Source organism: Dactylosporangium sp. NPDC051087 (assembly GCF_055586325.1).
The window spans coordinates 134,326-158,370 of sequence record NZ_JBVJIJ010000012.1 but is presented as its reverse complement, the minus strand read 5'-3'; the positions used below and the strand labels follow the sequence as shown (position 1 = coordinate 158,370).

Annotated in this window: 21 protein-coding genes; 5 read left to right on the top strand and 16 right to left on the bottom strand. The window is 71.5% G+C overall.

Going from position 1 to position 24,045, the window contains the following annotated elements; genetic code table 11:
• Positions 1-114: 114 nt before the first annotated feature.
• A complete protein-coding gene (locus ACZ6TV_RS23735) occupies positions 115-585 on the bottom strand; it encodes an ATP-binding protein (protein WP_465299415.1) in 471 nt (156 codons plus the stop codon).
• Between the two features lie 140 nt (positions 586-725).
• On the opposite strand from ACZ6TV_RS23735, the gene ACZ6TV_RS23730 reads away from it, so the two are divergent.
• Both ACZ6TV_RS23730 and ACZ6TV_RS23725 read left to right on the top strand, forming a co-directional pair.
• Positions 726-1,343 carry a YoaK family protein gene (locus ACZ6TV_RS23730; protein WP_465299414.1) on the top strand — a complete coding sequence of 206 codons (618 nt, stop codon included), beginning with the start codon at positions 726-728 and terminating at the stop codon, positions 1,341-1,343.
• 19 nt (positions 1,344-1,362) lie between these two features.
• A complete protein-coding gene (locus tag ACZ6TV_RS23725) occupies positions 1,363-2,232 on the top strand; it encodes an NAD(+)/NADH kinase (protein WP_465299413.1) in 870 nt (289 codons plus the stop codon).
• A 6-nt stretch (positions 2,233-2,238) separates the two neighbouring features.
• On the opposite strand, the gene ACZ6TV_RS23720 is transcribed toward ACZ6TV_RS23725, so the two are convergent.
• The 3 genes from ACZ6TV_RS23720 to ACZ6TV_RS23710 are packed head-to-tail and all read right to left on the bottom strand — an operon-like array spanning position 2,239 to position 4,627.
• Positions 2,239-2,994 carry a maleylpyruvate isomerase family mycothiol-dependent enzyme gene (locus ACZ6TV_RS23720; protein ID WP_465299412.1) on the bottom strand — a complete coding sequence of 252 codons (756 nt, stop codon included), beginning with the start codon at positions 2,992-2,994 and terminating at the stop codon, positions 2,239-2,241.
• 32 nt (positions 2,995-3,026) lie between these two features.
• Positions 3,027-4,304: a condensation domain-containing protein gene (locus ACZ6TV_RS23715; RefSeq protein ID WP_465299411.1), complete on the bottom strand. Its 1,278-nt coding sequence runs from the start codon at positions 4,302-4,304 to the stop codon at positions 3,027-3,029.
• 32 nt (positions 4,305-4,336) lie between these two features.
• Entirely contained in the window at positions 4,337-4,627 is a 291-nt protein-coding gene (locus ACZ6TV_RS23710) for a UBP-type zinc finger domain-containing protein (protein WP_354781259.1), read from the bottom strand.
• A 91-nt stretch (positions 4,628-4,718) separates the two neighbouring features.
• Between ACZ6TV_RS23710 and ACZ6TV_RS23705 the strand changes: the two genes are divergently transcribed.
• Positions 4,719-6,371, top strand: a complete 1,653-nt coding sequence (locus ACZ6TV_RS23705; protein ID WP_465299410.1) for an NAD(P)/FAD-dependent oxidoreductase — start codon at positions 4,719-4,721, stop codon at positions 6,369-6,371.
• 85 nt (positions 6,372-6,456) lie between these two features.
• The gene (locus ACZ6TV_RS23700) at positions 6,457-7,887 is read left to right on the top strand and encodes an ATP-binding protein (RefSeq protein WP_465299409.1); all 1,431 of its coding nucleotides are present in this window, start codon (positions 6,457-6,459) and stop codon (positions 7,885-7,887) included.
• Here ACZ6TV_RS23700 and ACZ6TV_RS23695 read toward each other — a convergent pair.
• A complete protein-coding gene (locus ACZ6TV_RS23695; RefSeq protein ID WP_465299408.1) occupies positions 7,822-9,057 on the bottom strand; it encodes an MFS transporter in 1,236 nt (411 codons plus the stop codon). The two genes, ACZ6TV_RS23700 and ACZ6TV_RS23695, sit on opposite strands and share 66 nt — an antisense overlap.
• 112 nt (positions 9,058-9,169) lie before the next feature.
• Between ACZ6TV_RS23695 and dinB the strand changes: the two genes are divergently transcribed.
• On the top strand, positions 9,170-10,360 hold the full coding sequence (gene dinB, locus ACZ6TV_RS23690; RefSeq protein ID WP_465299407.1) for a DNA polymerase IV: 1,191 nt from the start codon (positions 9,170-9,172) through the stop codon (positions 10,358-10,360).
• 471 nt (positions 10,361-10,831) lie between these two features.
• Here dinB and ACZ6TV_RS23685 read toward each other — a convergent pair whose 3' ends face one another.
• The 11 genes from ACZ6TV_RS23685 to ACZ6TV_RS23635 all read right to left on the bottom strand — a co-directional run bounded on the left by ACZ6TV_RS23685 (position 10,832) and on the right by ACZ6TV_RS23635 (position 24,020).
• Complete coding sequence (locus ACZ6TV_RS23685; protein WP_465299406.1) at positions 10,832-12,229, bottom strand: GH1 family beta-glucosidase; 1,398 nt, start codon at positions 12,227-12,229, stop codon at positions 10,832-10,834.
• Positions 12,230-12,275: 46 nt separating this feature from the next.
• Entirely contained in the window at positions 12,276-13,289 is a 1,014-nt protein-coding gene (locus ACZ6TV_RS23680) for an ABC transporter ATP-binding protein (protein WP_465299405.1), read from the bottom strand.
• Positions 13,286-14,344 carry an ABC transporter permease gene (locus tag ACZ6TV_RS23675; protein WP_465299404.1) on the bottom strand — a complete coding sequence of 353 codons (1,059 nt, stop codon included), beginning with the start codon at positions 14,342-14,344 and terminating at the stop codon, positions 13,286-13,288. Before ACZ6TV_RS23675 ends, ACZ6TV_RS23680 begins: the two co-directional genes overlap by 4 nt.
• A 1-nt stretch (position 14,345) precedes the next feature.
• Positions 14,346-15,326 (bottom strand): ABC transporter permease, encoded by a 981-nt coding sequence (locus tag ACZ6TV_RS23670; protein WP_465299403.1) that lies wholly within the window; start codon positions 15,324-15,326, stop codon positions 14,346-14,348.
• Positions 15,323-16,459, bottom strand: coding sequence for an ABC transporter ATP-binding protein (locus ACZ6TV_RS23665; protein ID WP_465299402.1), 1,137 nt, complete (start codon positions 16,457-16,459; stop codon positions 15,323-15,325). Before ACZ6TV_RS23665 ends, ACZ6TV_RS23670 begins: the two co-directional genes overlap by 4 nt.
• A gap of 91 nt (positions 16,460-16,550) precedes the next feature.
• A complete protein-coding gene (locus ACZ6TV_RS23660) occupies positions 16,551-18,224 on the bottom strand; it encodes an ABC transporter substrate-binding protein (protein WP_465299401.1) in 1,674 nt (557 codons plus the stop codon).
• 151 nt (positions 18,225-18,375) lie between these two features.
• A complete protein-coding gene (locus tag ACZ6TV_RS23655; RefSeq protein ID WP_465299400.1) occupies positions 18,376-19,383 on the bottom strand; it encodes a LacI family DNA-binding transcriptional regulator in 1,008 nt (335 codons plus the stop codon).
• A 245-nt stretch (positions 19,384-19,628) separates the two neighbouring features.
• The gene (locus tag ACZ6TV_RS23650) at positions 19,629-21,266 is read right to left on the bottom strand and encodes a protein kinase domain-containing protein (RefSeq protein ID WP_465299399.1); all 1,638 of its coding nucleotides are present in this window, start codon (positions 21,264-21,266) and stop codon (positions 19,629-19,631) included.
• A 37-nt stretch (positions 21,267-21,303) separates the two neighbouring features.
• Entirely contained in the window at positions 21,304-22,059 is a 756-nt protein-coding gene (ppgK, locus tag ACZ6TV_RS23645) for a polyphosphate--glucose phosphotransferase (protein WP_465299398.1), read from the bottom strand.
• Between the two features lie 72 nt (positions 22,060-22,131).
• Complete coding sequence (locus ACZ6TV_RS23640; protein ID WP_465299397.1) at positions 22,132-22,392, bottom strand: Prokaryotic metallothionein; 261 nt, start codon at positions 22,390-22,392, stop codon at positions 22,132-22,134.
• 62 nt (positions 22,393-22,454) lie between these two features.
• Positions 22,455-24,020, bottom strand: coding sequence for a SpoIIE family protein phosphatase (locus tag ACZ6TV_RS23635; RefSeq protein WP_465299396.1), 1,566 nt, complete (start codon positions 24,018-24,020; stop codon positions 22,455-22,457).
• Positions 24,021-24,045: the final 25 nt, after the last annotated feature.

The window sequence follows — 24,045 nt, the reverse complement described above, 5'->3', positions numbered from 1 at the left end:
ATGCCGCGCGCACGCGCGAAAGCTGCCGCGCCCGCGCTGGCAGTGCGAGCGCGGCGAGCATTGGGGGTGCGGGGTGAGAATCCCCCGCCGCGGCAGCTTGCTGACGCAGCTAGCTCAGCGGCGTTGCCAGATCTCGGCGCCGGTGGTCCAGCGCAGGGTGGTGACGGCCTGCAGGACGAGGCCGCCGCCCTTGGCCGGGGTCAGGTACAGCTCGTCGGCGAGGGCGCGGATGATGTGCAGGCCGCGGCCGTGCTCGTCGAGGACCGCGAGGTCCAGGGCGGCGAGCTCGCTGGTGGTCATCTCGGTCGCCAGGACGAGGCGGGCCGGGTCGATGACGGAGCCGTCGTTGACGACGTGGATCACGCAGCGGACGTCGGTGACGTCGATGCTGATCTCGTAGTCGTCGATGTCGCGCGCGTGCTCGATGACGTTGGCGCAGGCCTCGGTGAGGATCAGGCCGATGTCGTCGCGGCAGCCCGGCTCGACGCCGAGAGTCTGCAGCGCCTGGTCGAGGAGGCGGCGGGCCATCGGGACCGTCGCGGCATCCCGCGGGAGGTGCAGCGCGAGCCGCAACGCGATCGACACCTGGTCGTCGCCCCCTTCCTGTTGTCGTAGTCTGCAGCGACCGTACCCGCAGCACCACCTGTTTCATGTTTGTCACACGGCAAGAATCCTCATCCGGTGCGGGTGAGGGTGGGTCGCGTGGATCTGGGAACGGGTCTGCAATGCGGCGAACACAGTGGTTGCTGGCTCTCGCGGCCGGGTACGTCGACGGCATATGCCTGCTGTTTCTCGGCGGCGTGTTCGGCAGCGTCGTGGCCGGCAACCTGGTCGTCCTGGGGGTCGCCGGGGTCCAGCGGCTGCCGGAGACCGCGCTGCGGGCGGCGCTGTCCGTCGCCGTGTACGGCGGGACCGTGCTGCTCGCCCGGCGGGTCGCGCCGAGCCGCTGCCTCGTCGGCGCGCTGCTCGCGCTGTGCACCCTGTGCGGCGGCTGGATGGTCACCGCCCACGACCCGCGCGGGGTCACGCAGCTGCCGCTGCTCGCGCTCGCCGCGATCGCCACGGGCCTGCAGCACGCCGCCGTGGCAGGCGAGAAAGCCGGCGAGAAGCCCGGCGAGCGGGGCACGCTGGACGTTGTGCTGCCGTACGCCTGCATCGCGGTCGGCGCGTTGAGCGCCGGGCTGGTCGTCGAGCGGGTGCCGTGGATCGGGCCGCTACCGGCGGTCCTGCTGGTTGCCGTCGCCCTCGTGGTGGGATCGTTGCGGCCGCCCGCCGCGTCCACGCCGCCGCCAAGGCATCGCGAACGTGCCAGCGGCCCGGCCGAAGCGCCTGCCCGACTGTGAGCGGTCGTACAGTTGCGGGATGGGCATGGTGCACACGGTCGGGCTGGTCCTGCACCCCCGGCGTGACTCGAAGCCGGCGATCGACGCCATCATCGACTGGGCGAGGACCCGCGAGGTGACGGTCCTCGGGCTGCCCGACGAGGTCGACCGCATCGACTGCACCGCCGTCGCGGTCGACGCCGACGAGCTGGTGAGCCGCGCGTCGCTGGTGGTGAGCCTCGGCGGGGACGGCACGATGCTGCGCAGCATGCGGCTGCTGTCGGGCAAGCCGACGCCGGTGCTCGGGGTCAACCTCGGCCGGCTCGGGTTCCTCGCGGAGGTCGCCGTCGACGACCTGCCGGCGGCGTTGAGCGCGATCGACGCCCACCGCTACACGGTGGAGCCGCGCATGGCGATCCGCACCCGGCTCCCCGACGGCAGCGACGTGACCGCCTTCAACGACATCGCGCTGGTCCGGGTCCCCGGTCAGGGACTGGCCGCGATCGGCATCTCCATGCAGGGCTACCCGTTCGTCCGGTATTCCGCCGACGCCCTCATCGTGGCGACGCCGACGGGGTCCACCGCGTACAGCTTCTCCGCCGGCGGGCCGATCGTGTCGCCGAACGTCGAGGGCATCCTGGTCGTGCCGGCGGCGGCGCACTCGGCGTTCAACCGGGCGATGGTGCTGTCCCCCGACGAGGACCTCGACCTGGAGCTGCTGCCGTCCAGCGGCCGGCTGGTCATGGAGGTCGACGGGATCCTCGGCGCGGAGCTGAAGCCCGGCGACCTGCTGACCGTGTCGGCGGCGCCGGCCGCGGCGAAGGTGGTGCGCCTCGGCTACACCACCTTCTACGAGCGGGCCCGCCGCAAGCTGCAGGTCAACGGGAGCCTCGAGGTGGAGGAGGCCTGACCCGCCTCAGCCGAAGGCGACGTGCCGCAGCCAGTGGTGCAGCACGCCCGCGTCGCCTTCGACGAGCAGCCCGTCGGGGTCGCGCCGCCGGTACACCAGCAGCAGCAGCTCCTTGAGCGGCGCCCGCACGGTGACGGCGGCGGGTCCGGTGCCGCGGCGCCAGGTGTTGACGTCGCCGGTCAGGTCGACGAGCCAGCTTCCTTCGGGGGCGTGCAGGGCGACCGTCCGGCCGGGTCCCAGGATGTCGCGTTTGGCCGGGTCGAGGTCGAAGTGGATCGGGTGGGCGTCGAGTTCCATCCACTCGTCGAGCGCGTCGAGCGCGACGTCCGTGCCGGCGTCGAACGGCACCCCGGCGGCCAGGCACGCGTCGGCGCGGTGCATGAGCGTCTCGTGCGCGAAGCGGCGCGCCCAGAAGGGCATCCCGCCGGCGTCGAACGGCGTCCACACCGGCGCGTCCGGGCCCGCCGCGGCCAGCGCGCCGGCGAGTTCGTGGGCGCCGTCGAGCAGCCAACCGGCCGGGACGGGCCCGGTGTCGTCGCCGTCGACGTCGCGCACGATGCCGTCGGGCAGGAAGCGCGTCGCCCTGGTCCGGACGATCTGCGCGGCCCACCGGTGCCCGCCGCCGATGTGCCGCAGCAGCGCGCCCAGGGTCCAGCCGGGGCACGACGGCACGGGCGCGGCCTGCGACGCGTCCGGGCCGAGGCCGGCGACGAGCTGTTCGGTCTGGGTGACGATCCACCCGCGGTGGTCCTCGAATCGCATGACTCTCCAAGCAGAACGCAACGATGACGCTGTCACGAGCTGGTCGGAGCCGCCACGCGTTCCTCGACACGCGCGTCGGCGTGGACCGCGATGCGCTCCATCGCCCACAGGACGGCCTCGACGTCGGCGGGGGCGAGGAAGTGGCTGTCGACGTAGACCGTGACCGCCACCGCCTCGTCGGAGCCGTCGACGTTGACGAACAGGGCCGAGGAGGGCTCGTCGCCGCTGGCGACCCAGGCGAACTCGCTGCGGGCCGGGCGGGGCACGTCCTGCAGCGCGCCGCCGAGGCGGCGGTCGTTGACGCTGACGTCCAGGGCGAACTGCGGGCCCCGGTCGGCGACCACGCCCGCGATGACCGCGTTGAGGTCGAGGCGGTTGTAGTACGCGTACTTGTACGCGGTGATCGCGGCCGGCCGCGTGCGGTGCAGGACGTCGGCGAACGAGCCGGCGGTGTCGATCACGCACAGGCCCATCTGCGAGACGGGGGCGACGACGCCGCCGAGCCCGGCCCGGAAGCGGTTGCTGGACACGAGCCGCAGCGGCAGCACGCCGACGCCGGTGACCTCCGCGAACGCGACGGCGAACGCGGCCAGCAGGGCGGGTGCCGGCTCGACCCCCTCGCGCAGCGCCACCGAGCGCAGCGCCGACGGCAGGACCGTGGAGTGCAGCACGCCGGTCCAGTGCCGGGGGCGGCGCACGTCGCGGGACGGGGGGACCCGCGGGACGGGGATGGCGCGCAGGTGGGAGTCCCAGTGCCGCAGCGCGGCCGCGTTCTGCCGCGCCCCGGACGGCGACGTCTGCCGGCGGGCCTGCTCCAGCGCGGAGAGCCCCTCGTGCGGGGCGTCGGTGCGGGCGTCGGCCTCGGCCATCATCAGCACCGCGCCGGCGCCGTCCATGACGAGGTGCGACATGACCAGGACCACGTGGGTGCATTCGCCGGCGGCGCGGACGACGGCCATCCGGACCGGCCACTCGTGCGCGTGGTCGAACGGGACGTCGCGGTAGCGGGCCTCGACGCCGGCCGGGTCCACGTCGTCGAGGACCTCGATCTCGATCTCGCCGGAGCCGTCCACGACCTGCGACGGCGGTCCGTCGCCGTCCTGCAGCAGCCGCGTCCGCATGCTCCCGTAGCGGCTCATGAGATACCGCAGCTCGCCGGCGACGTCGTCGAGGGTGGTGCCGGCGGGCAGCGGCCGGACCCCGCCCATCGCCATCGACTGCCCGATGGCGCTCATCTTGAGCCAGATGTCCAGCTGCCCCCACGACAGCGGGCCGGAGCCGGCCCCGTCACCCTCGAACGTCACCCGCATCCACTTACTTTAGGACGCGAAAAAATGGACGACTAGGGGTGCGCGCGTGATGGCAGACCGTCGACCTTGAGCAGCGCGTCGTCGGCGTAGCACCACACCCACTCCTCGCCCGGCTCGAACGACTGGACGAGCGGGTGGCCGACGCTGTTGTAGTGCGCGGTGGCGTGCTTCGCCGGCGAGGAGTCGCAGCAGCCGACGTGCCCGCAGGTCAGGCACAGCCGCAGATGCACCCAGCGACCACCGGCGGCGAGGCAGTCCTCGCAGCCGTCCGCACCGGGCTGGACGTCGTTGATGAGGTCGAGGTGCTCACACGGGTTGCTCACGGGTCACACCGTATCCGGTCCGCGACCACGGCGAGGGCGAGCCGCCGGGCGGTGTTCGTTGATCGGCGAAACGCGTGGTTGGATTGGGTCCATGGCCAAGCCAGCGATCTTGACCGTTGACGACGATCCCGCGGTCTCCCGGGCCGTCGCCCGTGATCTGCGCAAGCAGTACGCCGAGGACTACCGCATCATCCGCGCCGACTCCGGTCAGGAGGCCCTCGACGCGCTCAAGGAGCTGAAGCTGCGCGGCGAGCAGGTCGCGGTGCTACTCGCCGACTACCGCATGCCGAACATGACCGGCCTGCAGTTCCTCGAGCACGCGATGGACCTGTTCCCGCGCGCCCGGCGGGTGCTGCTCACCGCCTACGCCGACACCGACGCCGCGATCCAGGCGATCAACGTCGTGGACCTCGACCACTACCTGCTCAAGCCGTGGCATCCGCCGGAGGAGAAGCTGTACCCGGTGATCGACGCCATGCTGGAGGCGTGGAAGGCCGCCCCCGACCAGCAGGTCGGCGACGTCAAGGTGGTCGGGCACCGGTGGTCGGCACCGTCGTTCAAGGTCCGGGACTTCCTGGCCCGCAACATGGTGTCGTACCGGTGGTACACCACCGACGACGCGGAAGGGCAGCGGCTGCTGACGGCCGCCGGGCTGTCCGAGGCCGACGTGCCGCTCGTCGTCACCCCGGAGGGCAAGACCCTGGTCGCGCCGGGCGAGGCCGAGCTGGCGGTGCAGGTCGGCCTGACCACGACCCCGGCGTCGGACTTCTACGACCTCGTCGTCGTCGGCGGCGGCCCGGCGGGCCTCGGCGCGGCGGTGTACGGCGCCTCCGAAGGCCTGCGCACGGTCCTGCTCGAGGAGCGGGCGACCGGCGGGCAGGCCGGGCAGAGCAGCCGGATCGAGAACTACCTCGGCTTCCCCGACGGCGTCTCCGGCGCGCAGCTCACCGACCGGGCCCGCCGCCAGGCGGTCAAGTTCGGCGCGGAGCTGCTCACCGCGTGCAAGGTCACCCGCCTCGCCGTGCAGGGCTCGGCGCGCGTGCTGCACTTCGAGGACGGCACGACGATCGCCGCGCACTCCGTCATCCTGGCGACCGGGGTGGCGTACCGGCGGCTGCGCGCACCCGGCCTGGAGCAGTTCCACGGCCGGGGCGTCTACTACGGCTCCGCGTCGACGGAGGCGCCGAGCTGCTCCGACCAGGACGTCTACATCGTCGGCGGGGCGAACTCGGCCGGGCAGGCGGCGATGTTCTTCAGCCGCTACGCGCGCAAAGTCCACCTCGTCATCCGCGCGCCCAGCCTGGACGCGTCGATGTCGCGGTACCTGATCGAGCAGATCGCGGCGGTGCCGACGATCGAGGTCCACCCGTGCACGGAGATCGTCGGCGCGGAGGGCGACGAACACCTGGAGCGGCTCACGCTGCGGTCCGTCGAGGGCGGCGCCGAGCGGATCGTCGACAGCTCCTGGCTGTTCATCTTCATCGGCGCGGAGCCGCGCACCGACTGGCTCGACGGGGTCGTGCAGCGCGACGCCCGCGGGTTCGTACTCACGGGGCCGGACGTCGAGGCCGGCAGCGACCACGCCACGCTGGGCCGTGACCCCTATCACCTGGAGTCGAGCGTCCCCGGAGTGTTCGCCGCGGGTGATGTACGCGCAGACTCGGTGAAGAGGGTGGCGTCGGCCGTCGGCGAGGGCGCGATGGCGGTGTCACTGGTGCACCGGTACCTGGTGGAGGGGCAATGAGCGGTCTGGAGCGCAGCGGAGTGGCCGCTCATCGGGATGGCAGGTCCAGCTCAGGCCGGCGCCGGAGCGCGGCGGAGGTGACGGCATGAGCCGACGGCTTGCTCATGAAGAGCTGCGGAACCTGTTCCTCTTCGAAGCCCTCGACGACGAGCAACTGGAGTGGCTCGCCTCGCGCGGTGCCGCCGTGCGCTATGAGGCCGGCCAGCCCGTGTACCGCGAGGGCGACGCCGCGACCTGCTTCGTGGTGCTGCTCAGCGGCATGGTCAGCCTCAGCCGGAACGTCCGCGGCGACGACGTCGAGATCAGCCGCACCGACCAGGTCGGCGTCTACGGCGGCGCCACCCAGGCGTATCTCGGCGAGCGCGTCCCGCAGCTCTACAACAACACGATGCACGCGATCACCGAGACCGAGGTGTACGAGCTGCCGGCCGTCGAGCTCGGCGCGGCGATGCGTGAGTGGTTCCCGATGGCGATGCACCTGCTCGAAGGCCTGTTCTTCGGCATGCGCAACAGCAACAACGCCGCCGCCGAACGCGAGCGGCTCCTCGCCCTCGGCGCCCTGTCCGCCGGCCTGACGCACGAGCTCAACAACCCGGCCGCGGCGGCCGTGCGGGCCACCGCCGTGCTCCGCGACCGGATCGCCGGCATGCGGCACAAGCTCGCGATGATCGCCGACGGCCGGCTCGACGGCGAGCACCTGCAGGGCCTCGTCGAGCTGCAGGAGCGGGCCGTGAAGCTGGCGGCGACCGCGCCGAAGCGGTCCGCGCTGGACGCCAGCGACGCCGAGGACGCCATCGGCGACTGGCTCGACGAACGCGGCGTCAACGGCGCCTGGGACCTCGCCCCGACCCTGGTCGCCGGCGGCGTCGACGTGCCGTGGATGGAGGACGTGAAGCTCTGCGTCGGCAAGCTCGACCTGGAGCCCGCGGTCCGCTGGCTGGTGTACACGATCGAGACCGAGCTGCTCATGGGCGAGATCGACGACGCCGTCACCCGCATCTCCGGCCTGGTCAGCGCCGCGAAGCAGTACTCGCAGCTGGACCGCGGCCCGTTCCAGGTCGTCGACGTCCACGAGCTGCTCGACGCGACCCTCATCATGCTCAACGCGAAGATCTCCAAGCAGGGCGTCCGGGTCGTCACCCACTACGACCACGACCTGCCGCCGATCCCCGCGTACGCCGCCGAGCTCAACCAGGTGTGGACCAACCTGATCGACAACGCGGTCGCCGCCATGCACGGCGACGGCACCCTGACGATCACCACGTCCCGCGACGGCGACTGCCTGGCCGTCGAGTTCGCCGACACCGGCACCGGCATCCCCGCCGACGTCCGCCCCCGCATCTTCGAGCCGTTCTTCACCACCAAGCCCGTCGGTGAGGGCACCGGGCTGGGCCTGGACATCTCGTACCGCATCGTGGTCAAGAAGCACCACGGCGACATCCGGGTCACGTCAACGCCGGGCGACACCCGCTTCGTCGTCCTGCTCCCCCTGACCGAGCCCGTCCCCACCGCGTGACGGGGCCGCCGCCGGCACGGGCGGCGCCGGCTCGGCCACCGTCCGGCGGCTGAGCAGCGTGACCACGGCGGCGGCCGCCGCGCCGGCCAGGGCGACGGCGACCGCCGACCCGGCCGACGCCCCGTCGACGGCCGCGCCGGCGAGGGCGCTGCCCAGGGCGGCGCCCGCCGCGGTCGCGGTGCTGGTCCACATCCGCGCCTCGGTGGCCGTGCCCGGCGGCGCGGCACGGTCGGTGAGCTCGTAGGCGATCGCGTTCGACGGGGCCAGCGGCACCCCGGCGAGCACGAACAACCCGGCGAGCCACCACAGCCCGACCGGCAGCAGCAGCGGCGCCAGTACGGCACACATCGCCGCCGACAGCAGCGTCAGCGACGCGTGCGGGGTCAGGCTGCCCAGCAGGCTGCCGACCGCGAACCCGGCGAGCAGCACCCCGGCGAAACCGGCCCGCCCACCCGCGACGGCGAACGCGACCGCCGCGACCTGCACCGCCCCGACCGTGACGCCGAGCGCGGCCCGCGAGCCGACCAGCGCCAGCACCGCCGCGGAACGCAGCGGACCGAGCACGCCACCCGCCTTCGCCGCCGGCCGCCACGCCCTGGCCGGTGGCAGGAGCGCGAACCCGGCCGTCGCGACCACCGCCAGCCCCGCCGTCAGCGCCAGGCCCAGCGCGGGCCGCCCGATCGCGACGACCGCACCGGCGACGACCGGCCCCGCGACGAAGCCGACCTCGAGGACGGCGCTCTCCAGCCGGTACGACGCCCGCAGCCGCGGCCCGTCGAGCATCGCGACCCAGATCCCGCGCATGCACGCCGCGACCGGCGGCCGGGCCACCCCCGCGACCCCGGCGAGCCCGGCGAGGACCCACAGCGGCGCCGACGGCCACGCCGCCACCCCGAGCAGCGCCCCGCCGTGCACCCCCGCCGTCGCGAGCAGCACCGCCGTCTGACCCACCCGGTCGACGAGCCGCCCCACGACCGGCGCCGCGGCACCCGTGCCGACGGCGAACACCCCTGCGACGAGCCCGGCCGCCCCGAACGAACCACGCTCCTGCTGCACGAGCAGGACCAGCGCCAGGGCGACCGCCCCGGCCGACAGCCGCGTCAGCAGGTTCGCGAGCACGAGCGCCTTCGCGTACGGCCACCGCAGCACCGCCACCCAGAGTCGCAACACCCGGCAGTTCTACGCCACCAGCCCCGCGCCACGCACCGCATTTCCTTCCCGGGCGTCCGCCGCAGGCGTGAATCCTTGCCCTGGTAAGGGCGGGTCATGCGAACATATGTTCGTGTCCGAAGCGGCCTCGATCCTGCATGCTGACCTCGACGCGTTCTACGCGTCGGTGGAGCAGCGCGACGATCCGCGGCTGCGGGGGCGGCCGGTGATCGTCGGCGGTGGCGTGGTCCTCGCGTGCAGCTACGAGGCGAAGCGTCGCGGGGTGCGCACGGCGATGGGCGGGCGGCAGGCGCGGCAGCTGTGCCCGGACGCGATCGTGGTGCCGCCGCGGATGCGGGCGTATTCCGAGGCAAGCAAGCGGGTGTTCGAGGTGTTCCGGGACACGACGCCGGTCGTGGAGGGGATCTCGATCGACGAGGCGTTCCTCGACGTGCGGGGGCTGTGGCGGATCGCGGGGACGCCGCGGCGCATCGCGCAGCAGCTGCGGGCGGACGTGCTGCGGCAGGTCGGGCTGCCGATCACCGTCGGGGTGGCCCGGACGAAGTTCCTGGCGAAGGTCGCCAGCGGGGTCGCCAAGCCCGACGGGCTGCTCGTCGTGGAGCCCCCGGACGAGCTGACGTTCCTGCACGCGCTGCCGGTCGAGCGGCTGTGGGGCGTCGGGGCGGTCACCGCGGCGAAGCTGCACGCGCACCGGGTGACGACGGTCGGGCAGGTCGCGCGGCTCGGCGAGGCGACGCTCGTGTCAATGCTCGGCGAGGGCTCCGGCCGGCACCTGCACGCGCTCGCGCACAACCGGGACCCGCGGCCGGTCCAGGTGGGCAGGAGACGCCGGTCGATGGGGGCGCAGCGGGCGCTGGGGCGGGGGCCGCACCAGCCGGCGTTCGTCGAAGCGGTCCTCGCCGAGCTGGTCGACCGGGTCTGCAGGAGGCTGCGCGCCGCCGAGCGGGGCGGGCGGACGGTGGTGCTGCGGCTGCGGTTCGCGGACTTCACGAAGGTCACCCGGTCGCACACCCTCGCCAAGGAGACGTGGCACACCGCGACCGTGCTGCGGGCGGCGCACCTGCTGCACCACGAGTCGGCGAGCCTGATCGCGCAGCGGGGCCTCACACTCATAGGCATCGCCGTGGCCAACCTCGACGGCGACGGCGCGGTCCAGCTGGAGCTGCCCCTGCACGCGCACACCGGCGGCGAGCTCGACTCCGCGATGGACCAGGTCCGCGACCGCTTCGGCTCCGCCGCGCTCACGAGGGCGTCACTGCTGGGCCGGCAGCAGGGCCCCACGACACCCTTGCTACCCGACTGACCGGACGGGCAGCGGTCCGGAGGCCACTACCGCATTCAGCGACACTCGGCGACGACGGGAACCCGCCGGACGCGGCGCGCACGCGCTCGGCAGTGCGAGCGCAGCGAGCATCGGGGACGCGCGGGGGTGGAAATCCCCCACTGCGTCGGTAGCAGGGACCCCGCGACGCCGTTGCTGCCGGATTCACGAGACGGCAGCGGGTCAGGACCGCGATCGATCCCGGCCGCTGCCACATTCGGCGACACCTGCTGCCGGCACATGCAAAAGCGCCCGCACACCGCTGCGACGGCGGGATGCCGCCGGATGCGGCGCGCACGCGCGAAAGCTGCCGCGCGGCACGCGCAGGCAGTGCGAGCGCAGCGAGCATTGGGGGTGCGGGGTGAGAATCCCCCGCCGCGGCGCTTGCGCCGCAGCCAGCACAGCGGCAGCAGGGGGCCCACAACGCCCCTGCTGCCCGGCCGGCCCGGACAGCTACGACGTGCGCAGCGTGCGGATGGTGTCGCGGTACCAGAGCGCGGACTGCTTCGGGGTGCGCTCCTGCGTGTCGTAGTCGACGTAGACGATGCCGAAGCGCTTGTCGTAGCCGTAGGCCCACTCGAAGTTGTCCATCAGCGACCACGCGAAGTAGCCGCGGATGTCCGCGCCCTGCTGGCGGGCCAGGGCGACCGCGCCGATGTGCGAGTCGAAGTAGGCGATGCGGTCGTCGTCGCGGACGAAGCCGGTCTCGTCGGGCTCGTCGTGGAAGGCGGAGCCGTTCTCCGTGACGAAGATCGGCAGCCGGTAGTCCTCCCACAGGCGGACCAGCAGCTGGGTGAAGCCCTCGGGGACGATCTCCCAGCCCATCGCGGTGATCGGGCGCCCGGTCGGGATGGGGCGGCTGACGGGCAGGCCGGTGGCGTCGTGGGTGTTGCCGTCCTCGTCGACGCCGGAGACGGTCTCGCTGAAGTAGTAGTTGACGCCGAGCACGTCGAGCGGGGTCTTGATGATCTCGAGGTCGCCGTCCTGCACGGGCAGCTCGATGCCCTGCGCAGCGAGGTCGGCGACCAGGTCGGCGGGGTAGCGGCCGTGGACGAGGGGGTCGAGGTAGATGCGGGTGCTGAGCGCGTCGCTGCGCCGGGCGGCGTCGCGGTCGGCCTCGCTGTCGGTCTCGGGGGTGCTGACGCCCATGTTCAGCGTGATGCCGAACTCGTGGTGCGCAGCCGCCGCCTCCTTCATCCGCTGGGTCGCGAGACCGTGACCGAGCAGCAGGTGGTGTACGGCGTGCATGCTGGCGCCGAAGTCGCGCCGGCCCGGTGCGTGCACCCCGTAGGCGTAGCCGAGCATCGCCGAGCACCACGGCTCGTTGAGCGTCGTCCACGTCTTGACGCGGTCCTTGAGCGCGTCGAAGACGAGCATGCTGTAGTCCGCGAACCGGTAGGCGGTGTCGCGGACGGGCCAGCCGCCCGCGTCCTCCAGCTCCTGCGGCAGGTCCCAGTGGTACAGGGTGATCCACGGCTCGACGCCCTGGGCGAGCAGTTCGTCGGTGAGCCGCTCGTAGAAGCCGAGCCCGGCCGGGTTCACCGGGCCGCGGCCGCGGGGCTGCACCCGCGGCCACGCCACGGAGAAGCGGTACAGGTCGACACCGAGGTCGCGGATCAGCGCGACGTCCTGCGGCATGCGGTGGTAGTGGTCGCAGGCGACCTCGCCGGTGTCGCCCTTGTCGATCGCGTCGGGCACCTCGCAGAACGTGTCCCAGATGGACCGGGTCCGCCCGTCCTCGTCGACCGCGCCCTCGATCTGGTAGGCCGAGGTCGCCACTCCCCAACGGAAGGCAGGCGGGAGTGTGGCGATCGGGTTCTGCACATCGAGGGGTGTCGCGGTCGTGTCCATGGTTCTCCTGGTTATCAGTAACTGGGACGTTGCGCCAATCGCAGGCTCAGCCGGCGGTGACCGGATGCAGCCAGCAGGCGACGGAGCGGGGCTCACCGACGTGATCGTCGGGCTTGCCCAGGATCGGCAGCTCGGTCGAGCACGGCTCGAACGCCTTCGGGCAGCGCGGGTGGAACGCGCAGCCTGAGGGCATGCCGCGCAGGTCGGGCGGCGAGCCGGGGATGCCGGCCAGTTCGCGGCGGGCGCCGCGCAGCGCGGGGAACGAGCGCAGCAGGCCCGCGCTGTACGGGTGCTTCGGGTCGCGGTAGATCGCCGCCGAAGGCGCCTCTTCCACGATCCGCCCGCCGTACATGATCGCGATCCGGTCGGAGAACTCGACCAGCAGCGACAGGTCGTGCGTGATGAACAGCACGGAGAAGCCGAGCCGCTCGCGCAGCTCGACGAGCTGGCCGAGGATCTGCCGCTGCATGACGACGTCGAGCGCGGTGGTCGGCTCGTCCATGATCACCAGCTGCGGCTCCAGGGCGAGTGCCATGCCGATCATGACGCGCTGGCGCATACCGCCGGACAGCTGGTGCGGGTACGCGTCGAGCCGGTCCTCGGCGATGCCGACGAGGCGCAGCAGCTCCTTGGCGCGGGCGAGCCGGGCGGCCTTGCTGGACTTCGGGTCGTGCGCCTTGATCGCGTCCATGAGCCCGACGGAGACCTTGTGCACCGGGTTGAGCGAGTTCATCGCGCCCTGGAACACGATCGACGTCTCCGCCCACCGGTACTTGCGCAGCTCCTCGTTGGAGAGGTTGAGCACGTCGTACGGGTCACCGGTCGGCGGGTGGTAGACGACGGAGCCGTTGGACACGACGCCGGGCGGCGGGAGCAGCCGGGTGACGCCGTAGGCGAGCGTGGACTTGCCGCTGCCGCTCTCCCCGGCGAGGCCGACGACCTCGCCGCGGTGGATGGTGAGGCTGACGTCGCGGACGGCCTTGACCGACTCCTCGCCGAGGCCGTAGTCGACGTCGAGATTCTTGATCTCCAGCAGCGGCCGGGTCAGCACCTGGGTCATCGCGTTGCTCCATCGGCGGCGTCGTGCTTGATCTCGATCTTGGGGGTGGCGTCGGCACGGCCGCGGATGACGGGGGTGAACCCGACCCGCATGGTGACCTTGTCGCCGTTGGGTGCGCGGCGGGAGCCGGCGCCGGAGGTACGCAGCCGCGGGCTGACGAACTCGTCGATGCCGAAGTTGATGAGGCTGAGCGCGGTGCCGAGCAACGCGATGGCCAGACCCGCCGGCACGAACCACCACCAGGCGCCCTGCGCGAGGGCCTGCTGGCCCTGCGCCCAGAACAGGATGGTGCCCCAGTTCCAGGTCGACACCGACGAGATGCCGATGAAGGCCAGGGTGATCTCGGACATGACGGCGAAGATGACGGTGCCGACGAAGCTGGAGGCGATGATGGCGGTCAGGTTCGGCAGGATCTCGAACAGCACGATCCGCCAGGTCTGCTCGCCGGTCGCCCGGGAGGCCTCGACGTAGTCCCGCCGTCTCAGCGACAGCGTCTGTGCTCGCAGCACCCGGGCGCCGTACGCCCAGGACGTACACCCGATGACCAGCGCCACGATGATGTCACCCGCGTTGGTGATGATCGAGGTGACGATGATGATGAGCGGCAGGCCCGGGATGACCAGGAAGACGTTGGACAACGCGGAGAGGCTCTCGTCGGCCGCGCCGCCCAGGTAGCCGGAGGTGACGCCGATGAGCACCGACAGGATCGTCGCGACGATGCCGGCGATCGCGCCGACCACGACGACGCCGCGGGCGCCGACGAGGATCTGGCTGAAGATGTCCTTGCCGAGGTGGTCGGTGCCGAACCAGTGCGCGCCCGACGGCGGCTGCAGCTTGTCGTTGGTGAGCAGGTCCGGGTCGTACGGGGAGATCCACGGGCCGATGATCGCGATCAGCACGTAGATGCCGAGCACGATGAGACCGGTCGCGGCCTTGGCGTTGGAGACGAACCGGAACCGCTTGCGCTTCGCCTTCGAGCTCGGCTTCACGCTGGGCTGGGCCATCGAGCCCTGGCCGGGGATCACCTGCTCGATGCTGGACGGGGTGACGGTCATCTCAACCACTCTTTCGGGTGCGCGGGTCGAGCAGCAGGTAGGCCACGTCGGCCAGCAGGTTGGCCACCAGCACCGAGATCGTGATGCACAGGAAGATGCCCTGCATCAGCGGGTAGTCGTAGGCCTGGACGCCCTGGAAGAGCTGGTAGCCCACGCCCGGGTAGGAGAACACGATCTCCACCAGCAGGGTGCCGCCGACGATGTAGCCCAGCGACAGCGCGAAGCCGGACACGTTGGGCAGCAGCGCGTTGCGGGCGGCGTAGCTGAACGCGACGCGCCGGTCGGACAGGCCCTTGGCGTGCGCGACCGTGATGTAGTCCTCCGAGGAGACGGTGACCATCATGTTGCGCATGCCGAGGATCCAGCCACTCATCGAGGAGACGAGGATCGTCGCGGCCGGCAGGATGCTGTGGTTGAGCGCGCTCGGGATGAAGTAGGCGTCCCAGGCCGGCACCAGGCCGGGGGTGAAGCCGCCCGAGGAGGGGAACCAGCTGCCCGGACCGGCGAACACGGCGATCGCGACGAGGCCGAGCCAGAAGTACGGCACCGAGGACAGGAAGGTGGTCGCCGGCAGCAGGCTGTCGATCCAGGAGCCGCGCTTCCAGCCGGCGCCGACACCGAGGGCGGTGCCGATGAGGAAGCTCAGGATGGTGGTGATGCCGACCAGGCCGATCGTCCACGGCAGGCTCTTGCTGATCACCTCGGAGACCGTCGTCGGGTAGAACGTGAACGACAGGCCGAGGTCGCCGTGCAGCAGCTGGTTCCAGTAGTTGACGTACTGGTCCCACAGGCTCTGGCTCTTGTCCACACCGAAGAGGACCTCGAGGGAGTGGATCGCGTCGCTGGTGATCCGGCCCTGGTTCTTGGAGATCAGCGAGCTGACCGGGTCACCGGGCATCATCCGGGGGATGAAGAAGTTGAGGGTGATCGCCGCCCACAGTGTGAACAGGTAGAAGGCGATGCGTTGCAGCAGGAACTTCATCGTGCCTCCTCCGTCAGCGTCAGAGCCGGCGGCGTGGGGATGTCGGCGGAGGAGCCGTTGGCGGCGGAACCGATGCCTTCCTTGGCGACGGTTTCCGCGTCGTAGAGCCAGCAGGCGGCCCAGTGTCCGTCCCGGTCGCCGATCTCGATCCGCACGGGCAGGTCGACCTTGCAGCGGGGCATGACGTGCGGGCAGCGGGGGCTGAAGCGGCAGCCCGCGGGGGGCCGGATCAGGCTCGGCGGCTCGCCGTTGCCGCGGTCCATGTTCGTCGGGTCGGCGACGCCCTCGATGCGGTCCGGGTCGGGCGCGGACTCGATGAGCAGCCGCGTGTAGGGATGCGCGGGGTTCTGCGTCACGGTCTCGCTGTCGCCGCCCTCGACCATGCGGCCGGCGTACATGACCATCGTCTCGTCGGCGAAGTACCGCGCCGAGGCGATGTCGTGCGTGATGTACAGGATGGCGAGGTTCAGCCGCTCCTTGAGGTCACGCAGGAGGTTGAGGATGCCCAGCCGGATCGACACGTCGAGCATGGAGACCGGCTCGTCGGCGAGCAGGGCCTCGGGGTCCGCGCCCAGGGCGCGGGCGATCGCGACACGCTGGCGCTGACCGCCGGACAGCTCGTGCGGGAACTTGTCGATGTACCGCTCGGGCGGGGTGAGGCTGACCCGGGTCAGCAGGTTCGCCAGGGCCTCTTCGAGGTCGGCGGAAGTCTTGCCGGCGTTGCCGTGGATCTTCAGCGAGCGGGTCAGGTGGTAGCGCACGGTGTGCACGGGGTTGAGCGATCCGAACGGGTCCTGGAAGATGAGCTGCACGCGCCGGACGTAGGCACGGAAGCGACGGCCGCCGCTCACCTTCGTCGACTCGCCGTGCAGGAGGATGTCGCCGCCGGTGCGCGGGTAGAGCTGCGCGAGCAGCCGGGCGACCGTGGACTTGCCGGAGCCGGACTCGCCGACCAGTGCCGTGACCTTGCCCCGTCGCAAGGTGAAGGAGACGTCGTCCACCGCGTGGACGGCTAGCTTGGTGCCGGAGAAGAGATCACTCAGCCGCCTGCGAACGGGGAAATGCTTGGTCAGGCCCACGGCCTCCAGCACCACCTCGCCGACCGGCGCCGCCGTGCTTTCGCTCAACGTCATGCCGATGGTCCTGTCTTAGGGGTGATCACGGGGTGCCGCTCCCCGGGCGGCCCTCGCGGGCCACCCGGGGAGCGGTGTCACTTGCGACCGGTCAGGAAGCCGGCTTGAGGTGCAGGATCACGTCGATCGCGTTGGCCTGGGTGGGCTGAGCGGCGCCGTAGGGGTTGGCGTCGTCCGGCCAGCCGGTCCAGTTCTTGGTGGAGTACGCGCCACCGACGTTGTCGGCACCGACCGGGATCATCGGCATGTACTCGACGAAGATCTTCTGCAGCTTGTTCATCGCCTCGACACGGACCGAGTCCTCGGTCGCCGACTGGTAGTCGCGCAGCGCCTTGGTGGCCTCGGGGTTGTTGAAGCGCCCGAAGTTACCGGCCGGGCTGGCGGTGCCGATCGGCTTGAGCAGGTCGCCGTCCATGATCGTCTGGTAGATGTCGTACGGCGTGTTGCCGCCGTTGGTCCACCGGAAGCCCGCGTCGAACTGACCGGCCTCGACGTTCTTGAACCACGCGTCCTGGTTGGCCTTCTCGACCGTGGCCTCGATGCCGATCTTCTGCAGGTTGGCCTTCACGATCTCGAGCGAGGTCTGGTAGTCAGACCAGCCGGCGGGGTCGGTCAGCGTGAGCGTGACGGCCTTGCCGGACTTGTCCTTCAGGGTGGTGCCCTCGTACTTGTAGCCGTTCGCGGTCAGGAGCGCCTTGGCACCCTCGACGTCGATCTTGTAGTCCTTGCCCTTGAACTCCGGCGCGAGGAACGCGTCGCCGGCGGGGCTGGGCAGACCGGTCACGCTCTTCACCAGCGGGTGGAAGTAGCCGGCCTCGGCCGTGTTGAAGATGTCGTCACGGTCGATGACCATGCTCATGGCCACGCGCAGGTTCTTGTCGTCGAACGGCGCCTTGGTGGTGTTGATGTACAGGCCGTGGATGCCGAGGACCGGCGGGGCCCAGATCTTGTGGTGCGCGGCGTCCTTGTCGAGGAAGACCGTCTTCACGTTGGGGATGAAGACGAAGCTCCACTCCGACTCACCGTTGGCGAGCGCGGTGGTCTGCGCGTTGTTGTCGGTGTAGGAGGTGTACCGCAGCTCCTTGACCGCCGGGAGCGCCTGCCAGTAGCCCTTGTCCTTGGCGACCAGGGTGGCCGTCTGCGGGGTGAAGGACTTCAGCTTGTAGGGGCCCGAACCGATCGGGTCCTTCGCGAGCTCCGCCTTCGGGTCCGAGACCTTCTCCCAGATGTGCTTGGGGACGATCGGCACCTGGGCGATGGCCTTGTGCTGGCTGACGAACTGCGGGTTCTTGAACGTGATGGTCACGTCCGCACCGCTGGCGCTGGCGTCGGAGATCGTCAGACCACCGGTGTTGAGCGCCTCGTTGTCGCGCAGCAGCTTGTACGTGAACGCGACGTCCTCGGCGGTGACCTTCTGGCCGTCCGACCACTCCGCGTTGTCACGGATGGTGGCCTTGACCGACGTGTAGTCCTTGGACCACTCGGCCTTGGTGGCGAGCCACGGCTTCATCGGGTCGGCCGGCTTGACCGGGTTCCACATCATCAGCGGCTCGTACAGCGCCCAGCGGTAACCCGACTTGGAAGCGGCTGACGTGCTGAGGAACGGGTTCTGGTTCTCGGTCTGCGGGCCGTTCGGCATGCCGACGTTGAGAACCGTCACGCCCGTCTTGGCGTTCTGCTCGTTCTTCGACTCGCCGCAGGCGGCGAGTGAGCCGGCTGCGAGCAACCCGGCGAGGCCGAGCACAACGGAGCGTCTGGTATGCACGGGGGTGTCTCCTTACGTACCTGGATCGACAGGTGGGGCGGTCATTCGGGGTATGACGACGGGGCCTTCTTGCGGCAGGTCCCGCCCTTTGGTGCGGTGTCGGTGGTGCTGGTCGTGCGTCGGTGCGGTGAGGCTGTGCGGGGATGGTGCGCTAGGGCTGCGCCGGGGCGGTCGAGGACCGCACGACGAGCGTGGTGGACAGGATGTTGGGCTCACTCGTCAACGGCGTGCCGTCGAAGTGTGCGATGAGCCGCCGGGCCGCCATCTCGCCCATCTGCCGCATCGGCTGGCGGATGGTCGTGAGTGGGGGCTCGGTGTGCGCGGCGTGGACGATGTCGTCGAAGCCCACGAGGGCGACATCCTCCGGCACCGCGCGGCCCGCTTGGCGCAGCCCCTGCAGGGCGCCCGCCGCGGACAGGTCGTTGTGGGCGAAGACGGCGTCGAACTCCAGCCCCAGGTCCAGCGCGCGCCGGACGGCCTGGGAGCCGCAGTCGTACGTGAAGTCGCCCTCCATCACAAAACGCGGGTCGACCGGGTGCCCGGCGGCGGCGAACACGTCCGTGAAGCCGCCGAGCCGGTCCTGTGTGCAGCCGAACTTCTCGGATCCGGTGATCACCAGGGGGCGCCGCCGGCCGATCTCGACGAGATGCCGCGCGGCGAGGGCCCCTCCGGCCCGGTTGGTGGTCCCGACCGACGGCATGAGCGGCTTGTCGCCGCGGTCGTCGATGAGCACCACCGGCAGACCGCCGGCATACAGGTCGGCGAGGTAGTCCAGGGTGCCTTCCGGCTCGATCGCCAGCAGGCCGTCGAAGGCCTTGCCGGAGACCTGCGCGGAGAACTGCCGCATCGACTCGGCGCCACGGTTGCACGTGAACAGCAGCAACCCGTAACCCTCCGCCTCGACGACATCCACCGCTCCCTGCACGATCTCGCCCATCCACGGCCAGATCAGCGACGGCACCAGCATCCCGATGACCCTGGTGTGGCCGCGGGCGAGGTTGACCGCCCGCGCGCTGGGCGTGTAACCCAGCTCGTCGATGACCCTCCGCACCCGTGCCGCGGTCGACTCGTCGACCTCCCCTTTGCCGTTGAGCACCCGCGAGACGGTGGTCTTGCTGACCCCGGCCCGGGACGCGACGTCGGCGATGGTGATCGGCACGTCGGCATCCTCTCTGTGAGAGCGCTTTCTGGCAAGAGAGCGTTTTCTGGAACCGGTTCCGCAACCGGTTCCGGCACACTAAATCCGATTGCGGACTGTGGTGTCAATAACACGGTGGTAACGAAACTTAACGTCGCCGAAAACCTTGCCAAGCCTCAGGAGGTCGTGTTTGCTCGGCAGCAGCCCGGTGCGCTTGCGGTCGCAGCGGCACCCGCCCCTGCCCTCCGGGCTCGCGCGAAAGCGCTCTACCGGCCGGGCAGGCGGATGACGGTGCCGTCGCTCAGCGGCTGCTGCTTGACGACCAGGACGTCGAACTTGAGCCCCTTCGGCACGTCGAACACGAGCGTGCCGGTGACCGGACGGCCGGACTTGATCTCCCCGTACAGCGGCCGGGTCTCGGCGTTGTAGAGCCACGACCAGTCGTCGGGCTTGTGGTCGTTGCCGTCGGTGTCGCGCAGCCGCTGCGAGCCCTGCCAGATGCGGGTGCCGCCGGTGCCGAGGTTCTCCACCTGCACGTCGACCAGGCAGTACTCCCCCACGGCGTCCTTGACGAGCGGCCACTCGCCGATCCGTTTCACGCCGCACTCGAAGCCGGTGACGGTGAAGCGGACCCCGCCGTCGGTGCCGACCGGGCTCGGCTTCTTCGACGGTGCCTTGCTGGCCGGCGCCGCGGTGCTCGGACCGGCCTGCGGGTCGCCGGAGCCGGCCGAGTCGGCGAGGTTGAACACGCCCCACAGGCAGCCGAGGACGATCAGCACCGCGATGACGGCGGCGACCCCGCGACCCATCCCGCGCGGCGCCGGGCGGGGCGGCGGCGGCACCGGCGGGAGCGGCCGACTGTGCCCCACATACTGGGACCGTCCCGTGGGATCGAGCATCGTCGGGCTGACCGGCGACGGCGACACCGGTCCGTGCACCCCGGGCACCCCGTGCACGGCGGTCGGCGAGACCGGGATGACGGGTGCCGCACCTGGCGCGAACCGGCCCGCCGGCGGTCTCGGCGGCGCCGCGCCGCGGATCGTCGCGGTGTGCCCGGGCCCGCCGCGGGGCCGCGGATCCGGGCGGGTTTTCCTATCGGCTCGGGGGGATGTCACGTGGACGGCCGCGGGGTCGTCGTCGCCGACGAGCGCGAGGAGCAGCTGCCGCGCCGTCGGCCTGGCCGCCGGGTCCGTCCGCAACGCCCGGGCGACGATCTCGGCGATGCCCGGGGTGAGGGTCTGCGCCAGGCCCGGCGGGACCGTCCCGGCCGGCATCACGCCGGTGGCCGCCCACGCGACGAGGACACCCCACGCGTAGACGTCGGAGGCGTGGCTCGGCGGGGCGCCGCGCTCCTGCTCGGGCGCCAGCCATCCCGGCGTGCCGAACAACTGCCCGACGGGTCCTGAGTGCCCCAGGAGGCGGGCGACGCCGAAGTCGATGACCTTCGGGCCGAACGGGGACAGCAGCACGTTGCGCGGGCTCAGGTCGGCGTGCACGAGCCCGACCGCGTGGATCGCGGTGAGCGCCGCGGCGACCCCGACCGCGACCGCCTCGACCTGACCGCCGAGCGGGCCGTTGACGGTCGCATACTCGTGCAGGGACGGCCCGGACACGTATTCGGTCACCAGGTGCGGCACCGGGCCGTCCAGGGCCACGTCGAGCACCCGCGCGGTGCAGAAGCCGGCGACCCGGGACGCGGCGGCGGCCTCGGCCGCGAACCGCTGCCGAAACTGCGGGTCGCCGTGCCAGGCCGGGTTGATGACCTTCAGGGCGACCCGGCGGTCGTCGGGGCCGGCGGCGAGATAGACGGTGCCCATGCCGCCGACGCCGAGCACGCCGAGCAGCCGGTAGGACCCGACCGTGGCCGGGTCCCCGGCACGCAACGGCGCGGGCACGTCCCCCATGGCACCTATCGTGCCTTATGCCCGCACGTGAATGGGCTCAGTGCGCCCTTCGTGACGCCAGGAGTGCCGCGCCGACGATGCCGGCGTTGTTCTGCAGGGTGGCCGGGACGACCTTCGTGGGCACCGAGACGTGGTGCAGCCACTTGTCCGCCTTCTTGCTCACCCCGCCGCCGATGATGATCAGGTCCGGCCACAGCAGTGCGTGCAGGTGCCGCAGGTAGACCTGGACCCGCTCGGCCCAGTCGGGCCAGCTCAGCTCCTCGGCCTCCCGGATGCGGTCCGAGGCGTAGTCCTCGGCGTCGCCGCCGTGCAGGTGCAGGCCGGTCAGCTGCAGGTGGCCGAACTCGGTGTTGGGCACCAGCTTCCCGTCGATGAACAGGGCGCTGCCGATGCCCGTGCCGAGGGTGACCATGACGACCAGGCCCTCGACGCCCTTGCCCGCGCCGTACTCGACCTCGGCGACCCCGGCGGCGTCGGCGTCATTGAGGACCGTCACCGGCCGGCCCAGCTTGTCGCTGAAGAGCTGCTCCGCCGGCGCGTCGACCCACGAGGAGTCGACGTTGGCGGCGGTCTTCGTCACGCCGTGCTGGACCACGGCCGGGAACGTGATGCCGACGCTGCTCGCCGGCGGGAACTGCGCGACGACCGCCGCGACCGTGTCGACGACGGCGGTGATGTCCGCGGGCTGCGGGGTCTCGATGCGGTGCCGATCAGCGGTGAACTCGCCGGTCGCCAGGTCGACCGGCGCCCCCTTGATGCCCGAACCGCCGATGTCGATACCCAGGACCACCACAGCTGCTCCCTCATGTGTCTCGTCCGATGCCCTGCTGCAGGATGACCCAATCATGCGGGGCACGGACAAGGATCACCCGGGGTATGCACCGACCGCGTCGCGGATCTCCGGACCGAGCGCGTCGTCGCCGGAGCGGGCGCAGTGGGCGCTGCAGTAGAAGCTGCCGGACACCTCCGCGCCGTGCCCCACGATCTTCGTGCCGCAGTGCTCGCACACCGGGGCGAGCCGGTGGATCGCGCATTCGAAGGAGTCGAACACGTGCACGTCGCCGCCGACGGTACGGATCTCGAAAGCCATGTAGTAGTCGTTGCCGCAGGTCTCACAGACCGCCATGATGATGCCCCCCGTTCGTTGTCACCGCAGCGTCTTCGCTTCGCGGGGGCGGCGCAACCGGTTCAGGCGAAATCCACCCGGCGGATCACCAGAAGGGCGATGTCGTCGTCGCGCGACCGCGCGCTCAGCAGCCGGTCGCAGAAGTGCTCCAGGTCGGCGTCGACGGCGCCGACGGCGGCGCACAGCGCTTCGAGCCCCTCGTTGAACGTGTGCCCGCGCGCCTCGATGAGCCCGTCGGTGACCAGGATCAGCGTCTCGCCGGGGGCGAGGGTCAGCCGGATCTCCTCGTCGTGCGGGGTCGGCACGCCCAGCAGCGCGACCCGGCCCTCGACCAGACTGACCCGCCCCTCGTGGACCCGCAGCAGCGGCGGGTGCCCGGCGTTGGTGAGCCGGACCTCGCCGCTGGCGGGGTCCATGCTCAGCAGGCACATCGTGGCGATCTCCTCCGGCAGCAGCCGAAGCATCATCCGGTTGAGCCGCTCCATGCTCGGCCCCGGCGACGCGTCCTCCACCAGGTAGGCGCGCAGCGCGTGGCGGACCTCCGCCATGATCGTGGCGGCCCGTAGCGAGTGCCCGGCGACGTCGCCGATCGCCGCGACGAGCCGGCCGTCCAGCAGCAGCAGCTCGTAGAAGTCGCCGCCGACGGACGCGTGCTCACTGGCCGGCTGGTAGCGCACCGCGAGCTGCACCCCCGGCACCGACGGCACGTGCTGCGGCAGCATGCTCTGCTGGAGGGTCAGCGCGGTGCGCCGCTCCTCGTCGTAGCTGCGCAACGCCTCCACGGCCAGCGCGACCGCCTGCCCGAACTGGCGCAGCAGGTCGGCGTCGTCGTCGCTGAAGCCCTCCTCGGGCACGGCGACGTGCAGCGGCTCCCGGCCCGGTTTGGCCCGCGCGACGATCCGCCACACCGCGCCCGGCCACCACGGCCCGTCGTCCTGCCGGAACAGCACCGTGCCGGCCTGCCCGTCGAGGGGGTCGTGGTCGTACTGCTCACGCATCGCGGGACGCAGGTGGGGCACGCCGTCCTCGGCGTCGACCTGCACGGCGATCGGCCCGGTCTCCTCGGACCCGGCGGCGACGGCGGCCGGTCCCTCGAACACCCGGGCGGCGCCGGTCGCGGCGGCCACCAGCAGGTCCGTCAGGCTCGTCGTGGCGTTGAACGCCGTCGTGGTGGCCACCAGCCGGGTGAGCCGGCCGGCGAGGCGTTCGGCGCGGCGGCGGGCACGGTACTCGCGCAGCTTCGCCCGGACCGTGGCGAGCAGCTCGTCCGGGTCGATCGGCTCGGCGAGGTACGCGTCGGCGCCGCGGTTGAGCCCCTGGGTGCGGTCCACGACGTGGACGGCGGTCGCGGAGATGTGGATGACGGGGATCGCGGTCGTCCGCGGGTCCTCCTTGATCCGCTCGGCGACCTCGAACCCGTCGATGTCCGGCAGCCGCACGTCGAGCACGACCAGCTCCGCGTGCAGGGGGGTGCCGTCAGGGTCGCCGTGCAGCAGCCGCAGCGCCTCGAGGCCGGTGGCGGCCTCGATGACCCGGTGCCCGTCGCGGCGCAGCCAGCTGGTGATGACGTACCGCTTCGAGGGGCTGTCGTCGACGACGAGGATGTCCGCCGCGGCCTCGCCGATCACGCCGGCACCGCCGCTTCGCCCCCGC

Bases quoted from the DNA above. Each gene is read 5' to 3' on its own strand.
- ACZ6TV_RS23720 (WP_465299412.1), bottom strand. From the start codon at position 2,994: ATGCGATTCGAGGACCACCGCGGGTGGATCGTCACCCAGACCGAACAG.
- ACZ6TV_RS23680 (WP_465299405.1), bottom strand. From the start codon at position 13,289: ATGACCCAGGTGCTGACCCGGCCGCTGCTGGAGATCAAGAATCTCGAC.
- ACZ6TV_RS23705 (WP_465299410.1), top strand. From the start codon at position 4,719: ATGGCCAAGCCAGCGATCTTGACCGTTGACGACGATCCCGCGGTCTCC.
- ACZ6TV_RS23700 (WP_465299409.1), top strand. From the start codon at position 6,457: ATGAGCCGACGGCTTGCTCATGAAGAGCTGCGGAACCTGTTCCTCTTC.
- ACZ6TV_RS23665 (WP_465299402.1), bottom strand. From the start codon at position 16,459: ATGACGTTGAGCGAAAGCACGGCGGCGCCGGTCGGCGAGGTGGTGCTG.
- ACZ6TV_RS23670 (WP_465299403.1), bottom strand. From the start codon at position 15,326: ATGAAGTTCCTGCTGCAACGCATCGCCTTCTACCTGTTCACACTGTGG.
- ACZ6TV_RS23650 (WP_465299399.1), bottom strand. From the start codon at position 21,266: ATGGGGGACGTGCCCGCGCCGTTGCGTGCCGGGGACCCGGCCACGGTC.
- ACZ6TV_RS23715 (WP_465299411.1), bottom strand. From the start codon at position 4,304: ATGCGGGTGACGTTCGAGGGTGACGGGGCCGGCTCCGGCCCGCTGTCG.
- ACZ6TV_RS23685 (WP_465299406.1), bottom strand. From the start codon at position 12,229: ATGGACACGACCGCGACACCCCTCGATGTGCAGAACCCGATCGCCACA.
- ACZ6TV_RS23725 (WP_465299413.1), top strand. From the start codon at position 1,363: ATGGGCATGGTGCACACGGTCGGGCTGGTCCTGCACCCCCGGCGTGAC.
- ACZ6TV_RS23640 (WP_465299397.1), bottom strand. From the start codon at position 22,392: ATGGCGGTCTGTGAGACCTGCGGCAACGACTACTACATGGCTTTCGAG.
- ACZ6TV_RS23730 (WP_465299414.1), top strand. From the start codon at position 726: ATGCGGCGAACACAGTGGTTGCTGGCTCTCGCGGCCGGGTACGTCGAC.
- ACZ6TV_RS23675 (WP_465299404.1), bottom strand. From the start codon at position 14,344: ATGACCGTCACCCCGTCCAGCATCGAGCAGGTGATCCCCGGCCAGGGC.